The organism is Plantibacter sp. Leaf314, from assembly GCF_001423185.1.
Classification (GTDB): domain Bacteria; phylum Actinomycetota; class Actinomycetes; order Actinomycetales; family Microbacteriaceae; genus Plantibacter.
Window position 1 is genome coordinate 1686179 of sequence record NZ_LMOB01000001.1, and the last position, 20665, is coordinate 1706843.

A 20665-nucleotide genomic window follows, 5' to 3' on the forward strand; every position below is an offset into this window, starting at 1 on the left:
GCGGTCGGTCGGCTCAGCGCGGCGACGTCCGCGACTCGGACTCCGCGAGCCCGTCCACCCTCACGGCCAGCTCGTCATCATGGCCGAGCACGGCGCGCAGGAGTCGTTGCGTGTCGCGGCGGACGGACAGGACGGCGTCGTCGCGGCGCAGGACGAGCGTGCCGTCCGGGCCGGTGTAGCGCTGCTGCAGCTCGTCCAGTTCGCGAGCGCGGAGTAGGGCGACCGTGCTCTCGGCGATCGGGTCGACGAGGCGGACGAGTGCCGCCTCCCCGCTCAACTCGCTCGCGACGACGCGACGGGCGCTCGCGTCGAAGATCGTCTTCTGCGCCGCCCTGGTCACGACGAACGGCCGTGACGGTCCGTCGAGCAACCGTCCGACGACGTCGCGCGCGGCGTCCGGGCGGCCGATGCGCCGCGCGGCCGCCTGCATCCGCTGCAGCCGCCCCGGTTCGCGGAGGATCTCGTCGATCTTCCAGCCGATCGTCGTCGCGGTGTTGCACCGGACCGCAGCGCCCTGCTCCATGAGGTAGTCGCCGTTGCGGACCTCCTGCCCGGGGATGGGGTTCACGAGCACCATCGGGAGCCCGGCCGCCATGCACTCCGACGCCGACAGGCCTCCCGGCTTGCCGACGAAGAGATCTGCCCGGTGGAGCAGCTGCGGCATCTCGTCCGTGAAGCCGAGCACCGTGTACCGCTCGTCCGTGGGCGCGATGAGCTCCTCGATGCGGTGCCGGAGCGCGTCGTTCCGGCCGCACACGATCGTGGCCGTGAACGGCGAGCGCAGGTGCAGCGTCTGTCGGACGACCGCGAGCGCGTAGTCGCCGCCCGAGGCCCCCGCGGAGACGAGCAGCGCGGGTGGAGCACTCGGATCACGTTCGGCCGGGGTGCTCGGCTGGGCGGCGATCGGGATGCCGGTGGCGGCGACCCGGTCGGGCGGGAGACCGAGTGCGGTCAGTTGCACACGCCCCTCCTCCCGGGCGAGCGACAGCGAGTGGAAGGCGCTCGTCAACCACAGGCCCTGGAAGTCGTAGTCCGTGGTCACGACGGCGGTCCGCGCGTCCACGGTGCCGCGCAGGATGAGCGACGCGAGCAGCTGGGCCGGGAGGAAGTGGGTGCAGACGATGGCCGTCGGCTTGAACCGTTTGATCGCCGCGACCACGGGCATGGCGTTCGCCCGGGTCCACGGGTCGAGCGGGCCGCGACGCCGGAACGGGGCGTCGCTGATGTCGTAGCCCCACTCCACCAGCCACGGCGTCTCCTCGACGAGCACGAAGTAGCCCTTGCCGAGGACGTCGCGGTACAGCGAGGTGCTCGCCTGCAGCACGTCGAGGACCTGGACCTCGCCGACGTCCGCGCGCTCGAGGCAGGCCTGCTCCACGGCGGCGGCCGCACTGTTGTGGCCGGAACCGACCCCCGCCGACAGGATCAGGACGCGCTCGTGGCCGACCGTGGCGGGGTCCCGTGTCGTCGTCCGCTGCATGAGGCGATGCTAGCGCGCCGCCCCACCAGCCGCCGCAGCCTCGTAGAGCGCGATGAGTCGGGTGGTCTGGGTCGACTGACGGAGGGTGCGCGCGAGTTCCGACGGGACGACGGGTGCCGTGCCGGCGTCGATGTCGGCCACCGCGCGGCGGATCGATGCGGCGAGCGCCTCGACGCCACCGTCCGCGGGCTGCCACATCGTGCCGGCGGGCAGTTCGGCGGCGATGTTCGGATCGCTGATGATCGACGGCGTGCCGAAGGCGGCGGCCTCGAACACGGTCATGCCCTGCGTCTCGAATCCGATCGAGGTCTGCACGAGGGCGTCGGCGTCGGCGATGGCGCGGAGCGAATCCGGGTAGGACACGCGCCCGGCGAAGACGACGTGGTCGGCGAGGTCGTGCTCCGCGACGAACGCCTGCGCCTTCGACAGCAGGAGGCCCGCGCCGTACAGGCGGAACACCGCGTCGACCTCGGCCAGCCGGACGGCCTCGAGGAACTCCATGAGCCGTTTCTCCTGGCTGAACCGACCGATCCAGACGAAGGACGGCAGCCGGTGCGGCACCTGGAGCGTCGTGGCGCGTTCGTCGAGGATCTCGTCGAGGACCGCGTCGTCGACACCCGTCGAGAGCACCTCGGCGCCCGCGGTGACGCCCTGCTCGCGGAGGACCCGGGCGAAGTGATGGGACGGCGCGATGACGACGGCCGCGCGCTTCGCGAACTCCTGCAGGTAGGCCCACACGCCGGTGGGCAGGGTCGAGAGACGGGGACGGAGCACCCGGCGCTGCCACCACGAGAGAGCACCGATGACGAGCCCGGGGGCCGGCATCGTCTGCTCGATCCCGACGTCCATCCGGTTGTGCATCGTGTGCACGGCCGGGATCCCGTGCCGCTCGGCGTACCGGTAGGCGGTGAGCGCCTGCCAGAAGTCGGCCTGCACATGCACGACGTCGACCGGCGGCAGCGCGGCCAGACGGGCGTCGAGCCACCGGTCGGTGAGGCGACCGGGCACGGTCATGGAGTACTCGCGGTCGAGCGTGATGGGGATCGACGGGGTGTCGAGGTAGTGCGGGTCGTCGTCATGGGTCTGGTGCATCCGCGGTGCACAGACCGTCACGGTGTGACCGGCCGCCTCCAGGAAGCGCCGCTGCAGGCGGATCGAGACCTGGGCCCCGCCGGACGACTCGGGATGCTGGTCGCTGAAGACGAGGATGTGCATGGTCCCCAAGGCTACCCGTGGCGCTCGCGCAGCCGCTCAGGCTTCGTCGAGCACCGCGACGATCGACTCCTGCAGGTAGCCGAGCCAGGAGTAGATGGCGAGCATGAGCTGCGGGTCCTGCTCGTCGTCCGTCTCGGGCGTCGGCGGCTCGAAGCCCTCGGCGTCGTCCTCCTCGATCCCGAGCCGAGCGGCGATGGTGAGTCGGGTGTCGTTGAGGAACCGCAACCACGTCCACGCCGTCTCGCCCTCGAGCGTGACCGCTGCGCCGTCCTCGGCTCCGGTCGATGCACCGGACACCGAGGGGTCACCGTCGTCCGTCGTGAGCGCGGCCAGCACGGTCCGGGCGGCGTCCACCTTCCCGCCGACGAGGTCGTCGGCGGTGAAGCGACGGAACTCGGCGGCCGCCTCCGGGTCGTCGCGGTAGCCCTCCGGCACCAGACGGGCCATCGCGGGGTCGAGTTCGACGGCGTTCGCGAGACCGGCACGGGTCGCGTCCTCGAGCATCTCGACGAGCTGCCCGGCCAGCTGGCCGAGGATCGAGGTCTCCTGCTCGTCGAGCCGCAGCACGACGGGCCCGGCCGGGGGCCGGACGAAGGCGCTCACGCGTCGGCCTTCGCGAGGGAGGCCCAGAGCCCGTAGCCGTGCATGGCCTCGACGTGGCGCTCCATCTCCTCGCGGTTGCCGGTCGCGACGACGGCGCGGCCCTCGTGGTGCACGGCGAGCATGAGTCGTTCGGCCTCCTCGTGCGTGTAGCCGAAGTAGCTGCGGAACACGAGCGAGACGTAGGACATGAGGTTCACCGGATCGTTCCACACGATGGTGACCCACGGTTGCATGGTGAGGGTCGCCTCGTCGACGATCGGCTGGTCGAGGATCTGCGCCATCCTCCAAGCCTCCCACGATGCGTGCGGCTGTGCCTCCCCGCGGACGACCGATTCAGGCGGTGGCGGGGGTGCCGGCGCGCGGCTGGCGCAGTGGCAGGGTCACGGTGAACGTGGAGCCACGGCCCGGACGGCTCGACACCGTGATCCACCCGTGATGCGCCTCGGTGATGGACTTCACGATCGACAGGCCGAGGCCCACACCCGGCTGCGCCTCGTCGCGGACCTCCCTGGCCCGGAAGAAGCGGTCGAAGAGCTGGCGTTGGTCGTCCGGCGAGATGCCGATGCCGGTGTCCGCGACGGTGACGGTCGAGGTGTCGTCGTCCGCGGAGACGGTCAGCACGACGCGCCCACCCCGCGGGGTGTACTTCACCGCGTTCGAGAGCAGGTTGTCGAGGACCTGACGCAGCCTCGACCCGTCGCCCTCCAATTCGACGTGCGGTGGGACCTCGGCGCGGACGGCGACCCCGGCCTCCGAGGCGCGCGGCAGGATCGCCGCCACGCTCTCCCTGGCGATGTCGCCGAGGTCGGTGAGCGCGATGCGTACCCGCATCTCCGCATCACCGGCCGCGAGGAGGTCGCCGATGATCGCGTACAGCTGCTCGGCGTTGCGCTGGATCGTCGCGACCTCGCGCTCGAGGCCGAGTCCCTTGAGGTCGTGCCCCTCGGTGAGGAGGTCGAGGTAGCCGATGATCGAGGTCAGCGGGGTGCGGAGCTCGTGGGAGACGTCGATGAGGAACGCCTCCCGCAACGCCACCGCGTTGGCGAGGTCGGTGACGTCGTGACCGACGGTGATCGTCCCGATGAAGGTGCCGTCCTCGGTGTGCACCTGTCGCGCGTTCCCGATGATGGCGCGCTGGTCGCCCGGTTCGCCCACCCAGTAGAGCTCGCCGCGGAAGCTCTCCCCGCGCAGCGCCCGGTTGATGACCTGCTGTTCGGGCCGGAGCTTCGTCGTCCGATCCGCCCCGTACACGTGGACGCCAGACCGGGTCTTCGGGTCGAACCCCGCCAGCGCGGCCTGTTCGTACGTCGCCTGGTTGCGGAGCGCGGCCGAACCGTCGGGGCGGAAGAAGACCACGGCGGCGTCGACGGACTCCGAGACCGTCGTCGCGACCGCCGCCGCCTCGGTCGCCGCGGCGAGCGCGATCCGGGCGCGCCCCTCATGGGCGCGGAGCTGCCGTGCGGCCAGATGCACCGTGACGGTCATGATGAGGACGAGCGCCGGCAGGATGCAGAGCGCACCCCAGCCGCCGGGCGTCGTCGGCCAGGATCCGGCACGCGCGACGGGGACGAGGGAGACGAAGATCGCCCCGAACACCGGTACGGGCAGGGCGGAGACCCCGAACCCGCCGGCCAGCCAGAGGACGGGGATCACCAGCAGGAGACCGGACGTCGGCAGGTTCGGCAGGGTGTCGCGGAAGAACGCCACGGCGAGCATGTCGATGGTCGGCACGAGCACGAGCAGGCCGCGGAGGGCGCCCGCCGGCGGCACGGCGAAGAGCAGGGAGGTCGCTGCGGCCGTGAGGGAGAGCCCGATGAGGAAGTCGGGTGCCAGGAGCGTCCACGTCGAGGTCAGGCCGATGTAGACCCCGAGCATCACGATCGAGGTGATGAACGCGAACTGCGCGCCGGCGAAGAGGTGGTTCGTCCGGGGCAGGGGCGCGGCGGCCGCAGCGGGGACGGTGATGCCGACGGCCGGCGTCGCGGAAGGACGGGCGGCATCCGGCCGAGCAGCAGCCGGCTGCGACGGCTGCGGCCGAGCGGGGCCCGGCCGCGCTGCATGCGCCTGAACGGGACGTGGCTGGGCGCCGGCACGTTCGCGGAACCGTGGGTCCTGGGGCTGACGCTGGGCCATGGCTGCTCTCCGGAGTGGACGAGCGGGGCACCGGGATCGGGCCGCTCACTTCGGAACCCTACCTGGTACGGGGACACGCCCGACAATCCCCGGTCGGCGGCCGTTCAGGCCGGGCGGGGGTCCGGCCGCTTCGGCGGGTAGACCCAGGTCACCATCACGACGGAGATCATCATGAGCAGGAACCACGACACGAGCTTCGTGAGCGGCACGAGCTGCCACCCGTCCTCCTGGTTCGGGTAGAGCCAGGCACCGGTGACGGTCCCGATGTTCTCGGCGATCCAGATGAAGCCGGCGACGAGGAGGAAGGCGAGCAGCACCGGCATCCGGTACGTCCGCCGGAAGACCCGGAAGTGCATGATCGTCCGGGCGAACACGACGAGGACGGCCGCGAGCAGCACCCACCGCAGGTCGACGACGTAGTGCTGGCTGAAGAAGTTGACGTAGATGCCCGCGGCGATCAGGGTGGTCAGCCAGACGCTCGGGTAGCGGTCGAACCGGAGGTCGAACAGCCGGTACACGCGCACCAGGTACGAGCCGACCGCCGCGTACATGAACCCCGTGTACAGCGGGACGGCTCCGAGATGGAGGACCCCGCCGCCGTCGTACTCCCAGGACCCGACACCCGTCTTGAAGAGCTCCATGCCCGTCCCGACGAGGTGGAACAGGACGATCACCCACAGCTCGCGGCCGGTCTCCAGCCGGGTGGCGATCATGACCACCTGGATCACGACGGCGGCGACGACGAGGGCGTCGTTCCGTGCGAGCCAGACGTCGTCCGGGTACCAGAGCCGGGCGGCGACGATGACGAGGAGCATCGCGGCACCGAAGACGCACGCCCAGGCCTGCTTCGCGCCGAACACGAGGAACTCGACGAGCCGTGCACGCCCGCCGCCGCCGGGGGCGTCCCGCAGGAGCCGGTTCGCGCGGTCGTCGATCCACCGCTCGACCGCGGTGAGTTCGTGCCGGCCCGTCCGACGGGAACCGCGACCAGCTGCGTCTGCTGGCGTGGGCGGCTCGGACATCGGGCCAGCATACGGGCCCGGCCCGCACCCGGGCTGGGACCCGGGACGCCCCCGACGCGGGGCCCGGCGGCGACTGCTTAGGGTGGGTGCATGCCTCGACACCGGACGATCAGGATCGCCGCCGCTGCACTGGTCGCCACGGCCGCCGCCGCCGGCCTCACCGGGTGCGGGGACGTGGACGCGGGCTCGGCCGCCGCCAGCGCGTTCGAGGAACTCCTCGACGGCGTCCCCGACGTGGTCGACGTGGACGCGAGCGGCAGCAACGACCTCCCCTGGAGCGGAACGGCGTCCGCATCGGTCCTCATCGACGACGCCGTCACCGCCGACCACCTGGGCGAGATCGTGGACCGCATCGGCGGCTTCCTCAGCGAGCAGTCGAAGCGGAGCGGCGGGGCCACCTGGGAGGGCGTCGACGTCTCCGTCCGCGGTTTCACCGTCGCCGTCCTCGACCGGCGCGAGGACAACGCGACCCAGCTGGAGCTGCTCGCATCGCTCGAGGCCGAAGGCGTCCCGGGCGGTGAGCTGCACCTCTTCCCGGTCGGAGCCGACGGCGGACGCGCCTCGTCGCTCACCCTGGAGGCGCGACCCGGCGAGGACTTCCTCGACGCCTACGACCTGGCCGGCGAGACGGCCGAGGCGACGCCCGCTTACGCCGACGCGGTCCTCACCGGTCGAAGCGACGACGGCGACCCGATCGGGTCCGGCGCGGACGAGGCGACGAACGCGACCCCCGGGTCCCCCGAGCAGGGCGAGGCCGCTCGCTTCTCCATCTCCTCCGGTGACGACGACGACCCGACCGCCAGCGGGGATCCGAGCGGGAGTCGAGCCGCCTACCTGGCCGTCGCCGAACAGTTCGAGGTGATCGGGGCGGCTCTGACCCCGGGCACCCTCGACCTCCGGATCGCGAACGTCGACGACGTCGCCGCTGCGACCGCGCTCGCGACGGGGTCGCTGCCGACGGACGTCTCAGTGGAGATCCAGGGCGGCATCGTCACCTGGGACGACGGTGTCCAGTCGGCGGAGATGCTGCCGGTCGTCCAGGCCGTCGGTGCCGTGCCCGGCGTCACCGCCATCGACGCGTCGAGCGACAGCCTCCGACTCACCGTGTCCGACCCGGCGGCAGGACGTGCCGCGCTCGACGCCCTCGACACCCTGCCGGCGGCGTCGGTCGTCGCGTCGCTCCGGATCGACGGGCCCGTCGCAGCCGGCACCCCGGACACCTTCGCGGTGGGCGGCTCGCGTGCCGAAGCGGCCGCCCAGTTCGCCCTGGTCGAGCAGGGACTCGCTTCGGGCTCGCTGGTCTCCTTCGAGGGCAGTGCCGACCGCCTGCAGCTCGAGTTCCGGAACGGCGACGACGCGATGCTCGGGGCGGCGATCGGGCTCGTCAAGGCCGGCGTCGCACCGGGGACGTGGACGAGCATCGAGATCGAGGGCGAACCGGGGACGTGGTGGTTCGACGCCGCGGACTCCGTCACGATCGACGCGTCCGCATACAGCGACGAGACCCCGGAGGAGACCGCGAACCGGGAGCGCATCGAGCGACTCTGGAACGCCGCCTGACGCGAACGCTCCGAGCTCAGGCGGTGGTGCCGCCCGTCGCCCGGGGGTGCGAGATCGTCACCGTGAACTTCTGGTTCCGCGCGAGCCGCGTGGTCGGGCCGACGAGCCGTTCGAGCGCCGCCCGGTAACCGAGGTGCGAGTTCCACACGACGGCGAGGGTGCCGCCTGGTCGCAGCACGCGAGCGGCCTCGGCGAACAGCTCGTGGGCGACGCCGGTGTGGACGGTGGTCCCGCTGTGGAACGGCGGGTTCAGGACGATGAGGTCGGCTGACGTGTCCGGTTGCATCGACAGGCCGTCGTCGCGGACGACCGTGATGCGCTCGGCCAACCGGCGATCCGCGTCGTCGTTGGCGGCGATGGTCGCGGTGGTCGACGTGACCGCGGCGGCCGACTGGTCGGTCGCGATGACCGCGAGCTCGGGCCTCGCGATGGCGAGCGACACGGCGAGGACGCCCGTGCCGCAGCCGAGGTCGATGGCCGTCCGGGCCGCCGGTGCGATGTCCGGCAGCAGCTCGAGCAGGAACCGGGTGCCGATGTCGAGCTTCGTGCCGGCGAACGCGGTGCCGGTGGCGGCGATGGTCAGGCCGATGTCGGCGTGGTGCTCGGTGCGCACCGTCGTCGCGGTCGTGGTGTCGGCAGGCCGGCCCTCGGCGTCAGCGGCGACCACCGGTCCGCTCGCTCGGAGCACCCGCGACTTCTGGCGGGCCAGGCTCGCGGCGACCGTCGAGAAGCTCCGCCCCAGGACGTCGTTCATCGCGGGCGTCAGGTGCTTCACCCGCCCGCCGGCCAGGAGACGCACATCGGCCGTGCTCCAGCGGGCCACGGCGGCGGCGATCTCGTGCAGCGCTTCGAGGTGTTTCGGAAGCTGGAGGAGGACGAGCGATGCGCCGGTGAACAGCTCCTCGCCGAGCGGCAGGTTGCGGAAACCGCCGTCACTGCCGAGCCGTTCGGCGTTCGCCGCGAGGGCGCGCTCACCGACCGCGGCGTCCTGGTGGACCCGGACGTCCGTCGCTCCGAGGAGGGCGATCGCGCCGAGCGTCAGCGCACCGTGGGTGTCGCCGACGACGACGATCTCACCGGCGACGGGGACCCGTCCGTCGAGGGCTGCGGCCGCTTCGTCGAGCAGTAACCGGTCGGTCGCATCGACGGCGAAGAGGTTCGGTGCCTCGTGATCGGGGAACCGGCGCAGTGCGTCGAAGGAGAACTCGGGCATCCCCTCAGCGTACCGGCGGGGCTTCGCGGGCTCAGCCGCGGCGGCGCGACCGCTTCGCGGGTTTCTTCGCCTTCGCTGGCTTCTCCGCCTTCACGGCACGGAGGACGGCCGGGAAGATGAGGACGCCGAGGCCGGCGGAGACGATCAGGTTCACACCCGTCGCGATGGCGATCCCCTGGCCGAAGGCCCGCACGGTCTCGACACCGGTGGCGTCCTCGGCCCGGATGGAGGCGATCGCTCCGAAGACGACGAGGAGGCTGATGACGGCGAAGACGAGCTGCAGCGGCACCGTCGCCCACATGCCCCAGTGCGTCACGGCTCCGGCACGACGCACGCCGTGGCTGCGCAGGATCCGCAGGCTGAGGGCGATACCGCCGAGGAAGGCGACGACGCCGAGGGCCACGTAGCCCCACACCCACGCGCCGAACGGCGGCGTCAGGAAGAGCAGGATGAACCCGAACGCGCGGGAGAAACCGTCGACCCACTCCGCCTCGCCGGCGCCGAAGAGGACACCGAACAGGATCGGCGCACCGATCACGACGAGGGTGACGAGCGGGAGGACCCCGGCGATGACGCCGAAGTACATGAGCGGATAGGCCGAGAGTCCCGTCAGCCGCGCGCCGCGACGCCGGCGTGCGGTCGCCGGAGCGGTCTGTGCCGGGTCCGGCTTCGTCACCACGGGCTGCGCGCTCATGCCCCAACCCTACGCGGCGTGCGCGTCCGGCCGGGGTGGTCGTCGGACTACTCGGAGAGCGACGGCCGCCAGACGACGACCTCGGTGCGCCGACGGGTGCGGGTGCCGCTCCGCATCGGGACGACACTGCCCTCCATGCCGGCGGCGAACACCCGGTTCCCCGGGGACCGCAGCAGGGCGTTGGCGAGGGCGTGCTCCAGTTCGCGCACCCGACCCTGGAGCGAGGTGACCTCGTTCTCCAGGGTCAGGATGCGGGAGATGCCCTCCAGGCTGACGCCCTCGGCGCTCAGCCGGGAGACCTCCCGGAGCTGGGCGATGTCGCGCATCGAATACCGGCGCGACTTCCCGGCCGTCCTCGTGGGTGACACGAGGCCGAGCCGGTCGTACTGCCGGAGGGTCTGCGGGTGCATGCCGGCGAGCTCAGCAGCCATCGCGATCGCGAAGACCGGCGAGTTCTCGTCCATGCGCCCAATCCCTTCCGGTGGTGCCTAGCCCCGCGCGCGGGCGATGAGCTCGTCGCGGGGGTTGTCCTTCGGTTCCAGCTCGTGGAACCGTTCGAGTGCTTCCTTCGCCTCGCCGCCGAGGTGGGCGGGGACGACGATCTGCACGACGGCGAGCAGGTCGCCCGTGCCCTTCGTCGTCGCGACGCCCCGACCCTTGACGCGGAGCACGCGTCCGCTCGGCGTACCGGGGGCGACCCGCAGCTTGACGGGCTCGCCGCCGAGCGTCGGAACCTCGATCGTCGCGCCGAGCGCGGCCTCCACGAAGGTGACCGGCACGGTGACGCGCAGGTTCAGGCCGTCGCGTTCGAACACGGGATGCTTGCGGACACTCACGGTGACCACGATATCGCCGGGCTCACCGCCGTCCGGACTCGGCTGCCCCTTGCCGCGCAGTCGGATCTTCTGACCGTCGGACACCCCTGCCGGGATCTTCACCTTGATGGTGCGTCCCTCGGAGGTCTGCAGGGAGATGGTGTCGCCCTGGGTGGCCGTGATGAAGTCGATCGTCGTGTGCGCGGTGATGTCGCGTCCGGGTGTCGGTCCGCCGTAGCCGCGGAACCCGCCGCTCGTCTGGCCGAAGCCACCCTGGCCGAACATGCCGCCCAGGATGTCCTCGTAGCCCGGAGGGGCCTGCTGGTAGCTGTAGCTCTGGCGTCCGCCACCGCCACCGCCTCCACCGAACATCGATCCGAAGACGTCCTCGAAGCCGCCCTGACCGCCACCGGCGCCCGGAGCGGTGAAGCGTGCTCCACCGCCCATCGCGCGCACGGCGTCGTACTCCTTGCGCTGCTCGGGGTCGCCGAGCACGGAGTGGGCCTCGCTGATCTCCTTGAACTTCGCCTCGGCCTTCGCATCGCCCGGGTTGGAGTCCGGGTGATACTGCCTGGCGAGCTTCCGGTAGACCTTCTTCAGCTCCGCCGGCGTCACGTCCTTCGAGACGCCGAGGACCTTGTAGAAGTCCTTGTCGAACCAGTCTTGACTCGCCATGGCTAGCTCGCCGGGACCGCGACGACCACCTTCGCGGCGCGCAGCAGCGTGGAGCCCAGGGTGTATCCGGTCTCCACGACGTCGAGGACGGTCTCGCCCTCGGCGCCCGGGGTGGGCTGCTGGAAGATGGCCTCGTGCACGTTGGGGTCGAAGGTCTCCCCGACCGTACCGAAGGGCTTCAGACCGAGTCGCTCGGCGGAGGTGCGCAGCTTCGCCGCGATCTGCGCGAACGGGGAGTCGCCCTCGAGGTCGCCGTGCTTCTGGGCACGGTCGAGGTCGTCGAGCACCGGCAGCAGGACCTTCGCGACCTCGCCGGTGGTGCGCTCACGCTCCACCTCGCGGCCGGACTCGGTGCGCTTGCGGTAGTTCGCGTACTCGGCCGTGACGCGCTGCAGGTCGCCGAGGCGTTCTGCGGCGAGCTGCTCGGCGGGCGAGAGGTCGCCTGCCTGCACGGGCTCCTCGGGAGCGGCGTTGAGGATGTCCTCGACGGTCAGCTCGTCCTCGGCACCCGACGCGGCGGCGTCGGCGGATTCGGCAGGTGCGCCCGAGGGGGCCGACGCGTCGGCGTCAGCCCCCTCGGTGCCAGGCTGACGAACCTCGCCGGTCTCCGGGTCGATCCGTCGCTTGTCGCGAATGATGGGATCGTCCTGGTTCTGGTTCTGGTTCTCGTCAGTCATGGTTACTTCTTGTCCTTGTCGTCTTCGTCCTCGACGACCTCGGCGTCGACGACGTCCTCATCGGAGGTCGCCTCCTCAGCCGGGGCCTCGGTTCCTGCGGCGGACTCGGAGGCCTGCGCCTGGGCGTAGATGGCCTCACCGAGCTTGACCTGGCTCTCGTTGAGCTTGTCGAACGCGGTCTTCACCGCGTCCTCGTCCTCACCGGCGAGCGCGCTCTTCAGGGCGTCGACGTCGCCCTGGACGTCGGTCTTGACGTCCTCGGGGAGCTTGTCGTCGTTCTCCTTGATGAGCTTGTCGATCGAGTAGGCGAGCTGCTCGGCGCTGTTGCGGACCTCGGCCTGCTCGCGGCGGGCCTTGTCGTCCGCAGCGTGCTCCTCGGCCTCGCGGACCATGCGCTCGATGTCCTCCTTGCCGAGGGACGAGCCACCGGTGATGGTCATCGACTGCTCCTTGCCGGTGCCCTTGTCCTTTGCGGACACGTGCACGATGCCGTTGGCGTCGATGTCGAAGGTGACCTCGACCTGCGGCACACCGCGCGGAGCCGGAGCGATACCGGTCAGCTCGAAGGTGCCGAGGTTCTTGTTGTCGCGGGTGAACTCGCGCTCGCCCTGGAACACCTGGATCGCGACGGACGGCTGGTTGTCGTCGGCCGTGGTGAAGGTCTCGCTCCGCTTGGTGGGGATCGCGGTGTTGCGCTCGATGAGCTTCGTCATGATGCCACCCTTGGTCTCGATACCGAGCGACAGGGGGGTGACGTCGATGAGCAGCACGTCCTTGCGCTCACCCTTCAGCACGCCGGCCTGGAGGGCTGCGCCGACGGCGACGACCTCGTCAGGGTTGACGCCCTTGTTGGGCTCCTGACCACCGGTGAGCTTCTTGACGAGCTCCGCGACGGCGGGCATGCGGGTCGATCCACCGACGAGCACGACGTGCGCGATGTCGGAGACCTTCACGCCGGCCTCGGCGATGACGTCGTTGAACGGCTTGCGGGTGCGCTCGAGGAGGTCGTTGGTGAGCTCCTCGAACTTCGCACGGCTGAGCGTCTCGTCGAGGTTCGCCGGGCCGTTCTCCGTGAGGGAGAGGTACGGGAGCTGGATCGAGGTCGACATCGAGGAGCTGAGCTCCTTCTTCGCCTGCTCGGCAGCTTCCTTGAGGCGCTGCTTCGCGATCTTGTCGCCCGAGACGTCGACACCGGTCGAGTCCTTGAAGCGCTTGATCAGGTAGTCGACGACGCGCTGGTCCCAGTCGTCGCCACCGAGGCGGTTGTCACCGGAGGTGGAGCGCACCTGGATGGTGGAGAAGTCGTCGTCCTTGCCCACTTCGAGCAGCGAGACGTCGAAGGTACCGCCACCGAGGTCGAAGACGAGGATGAGCTCGTCCTCCTTGCCGCGGTCGAGGCCGTACGCGAGGGCGGCGGCGGTCGGCTCGTTGATGATGCGGAGCACGTTGAGGCCTGCGACCTCACCGGCCTCCTTCGTGGCCTGACGCTCGGCGTCGTTGAAGTAGGCGGGGACGGTGATGACCGCGTCGGTCACGGTGTCACCCAGGTACTGCTCGGCGTCGCGCTTGAGCTTGGCCAGGATGCGGGCCGACAGCTCCTGCGGGGTGTACTTCTTGCCGTCGACGTCGAACTTCCAGTCGGTGCCCATGTGGCGCTTGACGCTCGCGATGGTGCGGTCGACGTTGGTGACGGCCTGGCGCTTCGCGGTCTCGCCGACGAGCACCTCGCCGTCCTTCGTGAATGCGACGACGGAGGGGGTGGTGCGGAAGCCCTCGGCGTTGGCGATGACGGTGGGTTCTCCACCCTCGAGGACGGCGACCACCGAGTTGGTGGTACCGAGGTCGATGCCTACTGCACGTGCCATGTGTTGGTTCTCCTTGTGTTGACTGCCGGTTCAGAACTCGTCGACCCGGACGGCATGCTTGCCGCTTCCGGCCGACTCGACGAGCTCGGCACCGAGCTGATTGGATGGGTGTTGCCGATGATGCACGAGACTTGAGCCCCGATGACTCAATGTTAGCGAAGGCCCGTTTCGTCGTCAAGAAAGTTGAGTCCTGCTGGCTCAACTCCCAGCGGATGGCCAGGGTGCCCTTCGACAGGCTCAGGACAGCCCTTCGACAGGCGGGGACCGGGGCCGGAGACGCCGACAGGCCCAGGGCCGGAGGTCCGGTCCCTGAGCCTGTCGAAGGGGTGATCCCTAGGCTGCGTCGGCGAACACCGCGGTCTGCTCGGTGACGACGATCGCCCCGTCGGCCGCGCCGACGTGGATGCGGGAGCCCGCAGCGACCCCACCGGCGACGACGAGTTCGGCGATCCGGTCGTCGACCTCGCGCTGGATCAGGCGCCGCAGCGGACGGGCTCCGTACTCCGGCTCGTACCCGAGCTCGGCGAGGAGCGCGAGTGCCGCAGGCGTCGTCTCGAGGGACGCCCCGCGAGCGGCGAGGCGCTCGCTGGTGCGGCCGAGCATGAGCCCGACGATCTCCTGCAGTTGCGCCTGGTCGAGCTTCCGGAACAGGACGATCTCGTCGATCCGGTTCAGGAACTCGGGCCGCATCGCCTCACGCAGCTTGCCCATGACCCGGGCACGGAGCGCCTCCTCCGAGCCGAAGCCCGTCGGGTCGTCCGCACCACCGGCGACGAACCCCATCGCTCCCGACCGGGAGGCGAGGAACTCGGAACCGAGGTTCGAGGTCATGACGACGACCGTGTTGCGGAAGTCGATCGTCCGACCCTGGCCGTCGGTGAGGCGTCCGTCGTCGAGCACCTGCAGGAGCAGGTTGAAGACGTCCGGGTGGGCCTTCTCGATCTCGTCGAACAGCACGATCGAGTACGGGTTGCGTCGCACGCGCTCCGTGAGCTGGCCGGCCTCGTCGAAGCCGACGTACCCGGGAGGGGCACCGACGAGTCGCGACACCGTGTGGCGTTCGCCGAACTCACTCATGTCGAAGCGGATCACCGAGGTGTCGTCGGCGAACAGGGATCCGGCGAGCGCCTTGGCGAGTTCCGTCTTCCCCACGCCGGTCGGGCCGAGGAAGAGGAAGCTGCCGACGGGGCGGTTCGCGTCGCCCATGCCGGTCCGGTTGCGGCGCACGGCCTTCGAGACCGCGGCGACCGCGTCGTGCTGACCGATGACGCGCGCGTGGAGTTCGTCCTCGAGGCCGGCGAGGCGTTCCCGCTCGCCCTCGGTGAGGCGGTTGACGGGGATGCCGGTCGCGCGGGAGACGACGCCGGCGATCTGCGTCTCGTCGACCACGGCCGCGCTGTCCGTCCGGGCACCGGGGCCGTTGGACGCGGCGTCGAGCTTGGCCTGCACCGCGGTGATCTCGTCGCGGATGCGCGAGGCCTCCTCGTAGTGCTCGGCTGAGACCGCAGCGTTCTTCGAGGCCTCGAGGGTCGCGAGCTCCTCGACGAGGGCGCTGACGTCCACCGTCGTGCCGAGTCGCAGTCGGAGCCTGGCGCCGGCCTGGTCGATGAGGTCGATGGCCTTGTCCGGCAGGACGCGGTCGGGCAGGTAGCGGGCTGAGAGCTCCACGGCGGCGCGGAGGGCGTCGTCGGTGAAGCGGACGTCGTGGTGCTCCTCGTACGCGGGACGGAGGCCGCCCAGGATGAGGACGGCGTCCTCGATCGAGGGCTCACCGACGCGCACGGGCTGGAACCGACGCTCGAGCGCGGGGTCCTTCTCGATGCCGCGGTACTCGCGGAGTGTGGTCGCTCCGATGAGGTGCAGCTCACCGCGCGCGAGACGTGGCTTGAGGATGTTGCCGGCGTCCATGCCGCCCTCGCCGGACCCGCCGGCGCCGACGACCGTGTGCACCTCGTCGATGAAGACGATGAGCTCGGAGCGGCTCGCCGCGATCTCGTCGAGGAGGCCGGTGAGGCGCTCCTCGAAGTCGCCGCGGTAGCGGGTTCCGGCGACCATGGCGGGCAGGTCGAGCGAGACGACGCGCTTACCGCGCAGCTGCTCGGGCACGCCGCCGTCGACGATCGCCTGCGCGAGGCCTTCGACGACGGCGGTCTTGCCAACGCCGGCCTCACCGACGAGCACCGGGTTGTTCTTGGTGCGGCGCGAGAGGATCTCGATGGTCTGCTCGATCTCGTCGGCACGGCCGATCACGGGGTCGAGCGAGCCGCCGGCCGCGAGGGCCGTGAGGTCGGTGCCGAAGCGGTCGAGCATCGGGGTGTCGGAATCGAAGTCGTCGGCGTCGTCGTCACTCCGGTCCTCGGTCGCGACGCCGGGGTCGCCGACGGTCTGGCGCATCCCCTGCGTGAGCGCGTCGGCCGTGACACCGGCGCGTGCGAGCACCTCACCGGAGGGCGAGTCCTGGTTGATGACGAGGGCGAAGAAGAGGTGCTCCGGGTCGACGTAGGTGGAGCCTGCGGCACGGGCGACCTGGTAGGCGTGGAACAGGGCCCGCTGCGCGGACGGCGTGATCGCCGGGTCCTTGACGCTCGGCGACGACGCCTGCGGGAGTCGCTGTTCGGCGGCGCGGGCGATGGTCCTGGGGTCGACGCCGAGGCGCGCGACGGCGTCCTTCGCGGGCTCCTCGCTGACGATGACGCGCAGGATGTGGAGCGCGTCGAGCTCGTTCTGGCCGCGTTCGAGTGCGAACCGGCCGGCGCGCTGCAGGATCTCCTGCGTCCGCGAGGTGAGGAAGCGGCTGAGGTCGATGGTGCGCGCCGAACGCGCCCGCTCGCCCTCGAGGTATCGGGCGAGGAAGTCGTCGAACGACGACGAACCGCCGTCTGCTGCTGCGCCGCCCTGGGTGAAGTCTTCGGGCACGTGAACCTCCTGGATTCAAACTTGAGTGTCGTACGCTCAAGTCCAACGCGGAACCGTCCCGGCTATTCCCGGGCCCGATCCGCGTCCCAGTGAACCCCCAGCAACGGCGCGAAGGCCGTGCGCTACCGGCCGTTCACCGCGGAGCACTAGCCTCGGTGCATGAGCACGACACCCCCAGGTGGCACCGACGACACCGGCAAGCGGAGCGGCACCGGCGACGACACGCCACGCCTCGGATCCCGCCCCCGCAACTTCCCGCCCCCACCGCTCGTCGACCCGGACGCCGCGGCGGCCACCGTCGACCTCGACACCTCACAGGTCGCCGCCGTGAAGGCGCAGTCGGGCCGCAAGGGACGCATCTTCGCGTGGAGCCTCTGGGACTGGGGTTCCGCCTCCTTCAACGCCGTCGTCACCACCTTCGTATTCACCGTCTACCTGACGAGCGACGCCTTCGGTGACGAGGCCGCGGTGTCCGCCTCGCTCGGATGGGCGCTCGCCGCCGCCGGCCTGCTGATCGCGATCCTCGCGCCGGTCGTCGGCCAGCGCTCCGACTCGGCCGGCCGACGGAAGTTCTGGCTCGGCTTCAACACCTACGTCGTCGTTGCGATCACCGCGCTCCTGTTCTTCGTCGCCCCCGATCCGGACTTCCTCTGGCTGGGGCTTGTCCTCCTCGCGGTCGGCAACATCGTGTTCGAGTTCGCCGGCGTCAACTACAACGCGATGCTCGCGCAGGTCTCGACGCCGTCGTCCATCGGCAAGGTCTCGGGCCTCGGCTGGGGCATGGGGTACATCGGCGGCATCGTGTTGCTGCTCGTCGTGTACTTCGGCTTCATCTCCCCCGAGGTCGGCCTGTTCGGCGTGACGGGCGACGACGGCATGGACGTCCGGGTCGCGATGCTCGTCTCCGCGGCGTGGTTCGGGATCTTCGCCCTCCCGGTGCTGTTCGCGGTGCCCGAGTACCACGCACCCCAGGCCGTCGCCCGGCCGCACGTCGGGTTCTTCGCCTCCTACGGCGTCCTCGCGAAGAGCATCGCGGAGCTCTGGCGCGACAGCCGGCAGACGCTCTACTTCCTGCTCGCGAGCGCCGTGTTCCGCGACGGGCTCGCCGGCGTCTTCACCTTCGGCGGTGTCCTGGCCGCCGGCACCTTCGGCTTCTCGCCCGGCGAGGTCATCATCTTCGCCATCGCCGCGAACGTCGTCGCCGGCATCGCGACCATCACGATCGGCCTGCTCGACGACAAGGTCGGCCCGAAGCCGGTCATCGTCGCGTCGCTCATCGGCCTCGTGATCGCCGGCAGCGCGGTCTTCCTCCTGCACGAGGGCGGTGCGACGATCTTCTGGATCTTCGGGCTCATGCTCTGCCTCTTCGTCGGCCCGGCGCAGTCCGCGAGCCGCTCGTTCCTGGCACGCATCATCCCGGAGGGCCGCGAGGGTGAGGTCTTCGGCCTCTACGCCACGACCGGCCGCGCCGTCTCCTTCCTCGCACCGACCGCCTTCGCCCTGTTCGTCACCCTCGGCGGCGAGCAGTTCTGGGGCATCCTCGGCATCGTGCTCGTGCTCCTGGTGGGCCTCGGACTCCTCCTCCCGGTCCACGCGAAGCAGGGCAGGCTCGCCGCCCGCCGGTGATCCGAGACGGGCGGTACCGCCCTGCCTCTTGATTTCGTAATTACGTTATTTGTACACTTGGGACATGACGACCGTCGACCCTGGTGATCACGAGGCACGCCTCCGTCGGCTCGAGGCCGCGGTCTTCGGGGGGACGACCGGCGACGATCAGGCCGCGGAGGACTCCGACGACGTCCTACCGAAGGCCACCTCCGACGACACGTTCTGGGCGCTCCGCGGACTCGAACAACGCACCGCGTCACTCGAACACGGCGCCGTCCTCTTCACCGGATCCGTCGTCGCGGGCGGGGCACCGGTCCAGTGGCAGTACGCCAGGGCGACCGACGACCTCCTCGCCCTCGGCGACGACGCCGGTTCCGCCGACGCCGCGGCATCCGTCCCACTCGCGACGACCGCTGCGCGGCTCGCGGCCATCGGGTCGCCCGTACGCCTCCGGCTGCTCCTCGCGGTCGCGAACGGCACGACGGCCCTCACCGAGCTCGGCGAGCTCGACGGCATCGGCACCACCGGCCAGATCTACCACCACATCCGCGTGCTCACCGCGGCGGGGTGGCTGCAGGCAGCCGGACGAGGACGCGTCGCCGTCCCGCCCACGCGGCTGGTGCCGCTGCTCGTCGCCGTCGCCGCCATGGAATGACCACCGAACCACGGAGAGGACTCAGCATGACCACCACCGCACGCCGCACGTCCCGATCCAGACGGGTCTGGATCATCGCAGCGGCCAGCACGGCCGTCGCCCTCGCGATCGGCCTCGCCGTCCGGCCGGGCCCCTCCACCCTCCCGACCGAAGCGACGGGTGACGCGGAGCTCGCGGCGACCGTCCGCGAGCTCGCCGGCTCGGACCACCGGGCCCTCCTGGCCGTCGTCGTCACCCCGGACGGCACCCGCACCACGACGATCGGCGCCCAGCCGGACACCCGGTTCGAGATCGGTTCGGTCAGCAAGGCCTTCACCGGGCTGCTGCTCGCCGACGCGATCGAGCGCGGCGAGGTCGCCCCGGACACCACGCTCGGCGAACTCCTCGAACTCGGCGATGCACCCGCCGCCGCCGTGACCCTCGAGCAACTCGCGACCCACAGCTCAGGGCTGCCGCGGCTCCCGATCGACCTCTCCACCATCCTCTCCTCGAGCTGGTTCGCGCTCACGACGGCGAACCCCTACGGCGAAGACCTCGACCAGCTCCTCGAGCAGGCCCGGTCCGCTTCCCTGGACACCCCGAAGGGCACCTACTCCAACCTCGGCTTCGAGCTCCTCGGCGCCGCGCTCGGAGCGGCCGCCGGCACCAGCTACGCCGAACTGCTCGAGGAACGGATCACGGGTCCGATGGGGCTCGACTCGACGGCCCCGGTGGACGATGCGGCCGAGCTCGGCGATCGCGACCTCCTCGGTGAGACCGCCGGCGGACGGACCGCCGCCGCATGGACCGGCACAGCGATCGGGCCTGCCGGCGGCATCCGCTCGGACACCGAGGATCTCGCCCGCTTCGCCGAACGGCTGGCCGACGGCAGCGTACCCGGCATCGAGGCGCTCGACGCGAAGGCCGCGTTCGGCGATCGTGAGATCGGATGGGCCTGGATCGTCGACCGCGAGGCCATCGACGGCGACGACCTCGTGTGGCACAACGGCGCTACGGGCGGGTTCGCGTCCTTCGTCGGCGTCGTCCCGGCGACCGGCACCACGGTCGTGCTCGTCTCGGCCACCCAGCAGTCGGTCGACGCCGCGGGCGTCGCCCTCCTCGAACAGATCGGAGCAGGACGATGATCGAGCTCCTCATCCCCGTGGTCGTGTCACTCGTAATCGCGTGGTTCGTCGCGCTCCAGGTCGTCCACGCGTGGTCGACGGGCCGGTGGGCCGCGACCGATCGCCATCGACTGGTCGTCGACGCGGTCGACAGCATCGCGGTCCTCGCCCTCGTCCGTGCGCTCGCCTCGCCGGTCGGCGTCTGGTCGTGGGTGTGGGTGCTCGCGGTCGCGATCACCGGATTCGGGCTGGCCGGCGCAGCCCTGCGCTGGCGCTCACTCCCCTGGCACGCCCCCAAGCCGAAGCGCTCGCTCGACGAGCACGGGGCGACCGTCGAGACCGCCGGCGAGCCGCGCACCCGCCGTCAGCAGGTCACAGCGGGGATCTACGCGGCCGTGGGCATCGCGATCGTCGCCCTCTGCTGGTGAGCA

18 protein-coding genes are annotated in these 20665 nt (G+C 70.9%); 5 read left to right on the forward strand and 13 right to left on the reverse strand.

The window, feature by feature from the left end; genetic code table 11:
- Positions 1–13: 13 nt before the first annotated feature.
- The 6 genes from ASF68_RS07870 to ASF68_RS07895 form a co-directional block, all read right to left on the reverse strand.
- On the reverse strand, positions 14–1480 hold the full coding sequence (locus ASF68_RS07870; protein ID WP_056009021.1) for an MGDG synthase family glycosyltransferase: 1467 nt from the start codon (positions 1478–1480) through the stop codon (positions 14–16).
- A gap of 9 nt (positions 1481–1489) precedes the next feature.
- Complete coding sequence (locus ASF68_RS07875) at positions 1490–2695, reverse strand: glycosyltransferase (RefSeq protein WP_056009024.1); 1206 nt, start codon at positions 2693–2695, stop codon at positions 1490–1492.
- A gap of 36 nt (positions 2696–2731) precedes the next feature.
- Positions 2732–3298 (reverse strand): DUF2017 family protein, encoded by a 567-nt coding sequence (locus ASF68_RS07880; RefSeq protein WP_056009027.1) that lies wholly within the window; start codon positions 3296–3298, stop codon positions 2732–2734.
- Positions 3295–3579: an ATP-dependent Clp protease adapter ClpS gene (gene clpS, locus ASF68_RS18955; RefSeq protein WP_056009029.1), complete on the reverse strand. Its 285-nt coding sequence runs from the start codon at positions 3577–3579 to the stop codon at positions 3295–3297. Before clpS ends, ASF68_RS07880 begins: the two co-directional genes overlap by 4 nt.
- 52 nt (positions 3580–3631) lie before the next feature.
- Positions 3632–5431 carry a cell wall metabolism sensor histidine kinase WalK gene (locus ASF68_RS07890; protein WP_056009031.1) on the reverse strand — a complete coding sequence of 600 codons (1800 nt, stop codon included), beginning with the start codon at positions 5429–5431 and terminating at the stop codon, positions 3632–3634.
- A 104-nt stretch (positions 5432–5535) separates the two neighbouring features.
- Positions 5536–6453, reverse strand: a complete 918-nt coding sequence (locus tag ASF68_RS07895; protein ID WP_082455937.1) for a DUF817 domain-containing protein — start codon at positions 6451–6453, stop codon at positions 5536–5538.
- A 90-nt stretch (positions 6454–6543) separates the two neighbouring features.
- Here ASF68_RS07895 and ASF68_RS07900 point away from each other — a divergent pair, with 90 nt between their 5' ends.
- The gene (locus ASF68_RS07900) at positions 6544–8013 is read left to right on the forward strand and encodes a hypothetical protein (protein ID WP_056009033.1); all 1470 of its coding nucleotides are present in this window, start codon (positions 6544–6546) and stop codon (positions 8011–8013) included.
- Positions 8014–8029: 16 nt separating this feature from the next.
- On the opposite strand, the gene ASF68_RS07905 is transcribed toward ASF68_RS07900, so the two are convergent.
- From ASF68_RS07905 to ASF68_RS07935, 7 genes are all read right to left on the reverse strand, one after another.
- Entirely contained in the window at positions 8030–9226 is a 1197-nt protein-coding gene (locus ASF68_RS07905; RefSeq protein WP_056009036.1) for a methyltransferase, read from the reverse strand.
- Between the two features lie 31 nt (positions 9227–9257).
- On the reverse strand, positions 9258–9920 hold the full coding sequence (locus tag ASF68_RS07910) for a hypothetical protein (RefSeq protein ID WP_056009039.1): 663 nt from the start codon (positions 9918–9920) through the stop codon (positions 9258–9260).
- Between the two features lie 47 nt (positions 9921–9967).
- The gene (locus tag ASF68_RS07915) at positions 9968–10384 is read right to left on the reverse strand and encodes a heat shock protein transcriptional repressor HspR (protein ID WP_056009042.1); all 417 of its coding nucleotides are present in this window, start codon (positions 10382–10384) and stop codon (positions 9968–9970) included.
- A 24-nt stretch (positions 10385–10408) separates the two neighbouring features.
- On the reverse strand, positions 10409–11410 hold the full coding sequence (locus ASF68_RS07920) for a DnaJ C-terminal domain-containing protein (protein WP_056009045.1): 1002 nt from the start codon (positions 11408–11410) through the stop codon (positions 10409–10411).
- A 2-nt stretch (positions 11411–11412) separates the two neighbouring features.
- Positions 11413–12087 carry a nucleotide exchange factor GrpE gene (locus tag ASF68_RS07925; RefSeq protein WP_056009048.1) on the reverse strand — a complete coding sequence of 225 codons (675 nt, stop codon included), beginning with the start codon at positions 12085–12087 and terminating at the stop codon, positions 11413–11415.
- Between the two features lie 2 nt (positions 12088–12089).
- A complete protein-coding gene (dnaK, locus tag ASF68_RS07930; protein ID WP_056009052.1) occupies positions 12090–13952 on the reverse strand; it encodes a molecular chaperone DnaK in 1863 nt (620 codons plus the stop codon).
- A 333-nt stretch (positions 13953–14285) separates the two neighbouring features.
- Positions 14286–16868, reverse strand: a complete 2583-nt coding sequence (locus ASF68_RS07935; protein ID WP_056009055.1) for an ATP-dependent Clp protease ATP-binding subunit — start codon at positions 16866–16868, stop codon at positions 14286–14288.
- Between the two features lie 159 nt (positions 16869–17027).
- Between ASF68_RS07935 and ASF68_RS07940 the strand changes: the two genes are divergently transcribed.
- From ASF68_RS07940 to ASF68_RS07955, 4 genes are all read left to right on the forward strand, one after another.
- Entirely contained in the window at positions 17028–18494 is a 1467-nt protein-coding gene (locus ASF68_RS07940; RefSeq protein ID WP_082498532.1) for an MFS transporter, read from the forward strand.
- Positions 18495–18558: 64 nt separating this feature from the next.
- Positions 18559–19131 carry a winged helix-turn-helix domain-containing protein gene (locus tag ASF68_RS07945; protein WP_056009058.1) on the forward strand — a complete coding sequence of 191 codons (573 nt, stop codon included), beginning with the start codon at positions 18559–18561 and terminating at the stop codon, positions 19129–19131.
- Positions 19132–19157: 26 nt separating this feature from the next.
- Positions 19158–20255, forward strand: a complete 1098-nt coding sequence (locus tag ASF68_RS07950) for a serine hydrolase (RefSeq protein ID WP_082498533.1) — start codon at positions 19158–19160, stop codon at positions 20253–20255.
- Positions 20252–20662 carry a hypothetical protein gene (locus tag ASF68_RS07955; protein ID WP_056009061.1) on the forward strand — a complete coding sequence of 137 codons (411 nt, stop codon included), beginning with the start codon at positions 20252–20254 and terminating at the stop codon, positions 20660–20662. The genes ASF68_RS07950 and ASF68_RS07955 overlap by 4 nt, the downstream gene beginning before the upstream one ends.
- The last annotated feature ends 3 nt before the right edge of the window (positions 20663–20665 follow it).

What these genes read in the sequence shown, in the direction of transcription:
- ASF68_RS07870 (WP_056009021.1), bottom strand. Translation starts at nt 1,480, where the DNA reads ATGCAGCGGACGACGACACGGGACCCCGCCACGGTCGGCCACGAGCGC.
- ASF68_RS07875 (WP_056009024.1), bottom strand. Translation starts at nt 2,695, where the DNA reads ATGCACATCCTCGTCTTCAGCGACCAGCATCCCGAGTCGTCCGGCGGG.
- clpS (WP_056009029.1), bottom strand. Translation starts at nt 3,579, where the DNA reads ATGGCGCAGATCCTCGACCAGCCGATCGTCGACGAGGCGACCCTCACC.
- ASF68_RS07890 (WP_056009031.1), bottom strand. Translation starts at nt 5,431, where the DNA reads ATGGCCCAGCGTCAGCCCCAGGACCCACGGTTCCGCGAACGTGCCGGC.
- ASF68_RS07895 (WP_082455937.1), bottom strand. Translation starts at nt 6,453, where the DNA reads ATGTCCGAGCCGCCCACGCCAGCAGACGCAGCTGGTCGCGGTTCCCGT.
- ASF68_RS07900 (WP_056009033.1), top strand. Translation starts at nt 6,544, where the DNA reads ATGCCTCGACACCGGACGATCAGGATCGCCGCCGCTGCACTGGTCGCC.
- ASF68_RS07905 (WP_056009036.1), bottom strand. Translation starts at nt 9,226, where the DNA reads ATGCCCGAGTTCTCCTTCGACGCACTGCGCCGGTTCCCCGATCACGAG.
- ASF68_RS07910 (WP_056009039.1), bottom strand. Translation starts at nt 9,920, where the DNA reads ATGAGCGCGCAGCCCGTGGTGACGAAGCCGGACCCGGCACAGACCGCT.
- ASF68_RS07915 (WP_056009042.1), bottom strand. Translation starts at nt 10,384, where the DNA reads ATGGACGAGAACTCGCCGGTCTTCGCGATCGCGATGGCTGCTGAGCTC.
- ASF68_RS07920 (WP_056009045.1), bottom strand. Translation starts at nt 11,410, where the DNA reads ATGGCGAGTCAAGACTGGTTCGACAAGGACTTCTACAAGGTCCTCGGC.
- ASF68_RS07925 (WP_056009048.1), bottom strand. Translation starts at nt 12,087, where the DNA reads ATGACTGACGAGAACCAGAACCAGAACCAGGACGATCCCATCATTCGC.
- dnaK (WP_056009052.1), bottom strand. Translation starts at nt 13,952, where the DNA reads ATGGCACGTGCAGTAGGCATCGACCTCGGTACCACCAACTCGGTGGTC.
- ASF68_RS07940 (WP_082498532.1), top strand. Translation starts at nt 17,028, where the DNA reads ATGAGCACGACACCCCCAGGTGGCACCGACGACACCGGCAAGCGGAGC.
- ASF68_RS07945 (WP_056009058.1), top strand. Translation starts at nt 18,559, where the DNA reads ATGACGACCGTCGACCCTGGTGATCACGAGGCACGCCTCCGTCGGCTC.
- ASF68_RS07950 (WP_082498533.1), top strand. Translation starts at nt 19,158, where the DNA reads ATGACCACCACCGCACGCCGCACGTCCCGATCCAGACGGGTCTGGATC.
- ASF68_RS07955 (WP_056009061.1), top strand. Translation starts at nt 20,252, where the DNA reads ATGATCGAGCTCCTCATCCCCGTGGTCGTGTCACTCGTAATCGCGTGG.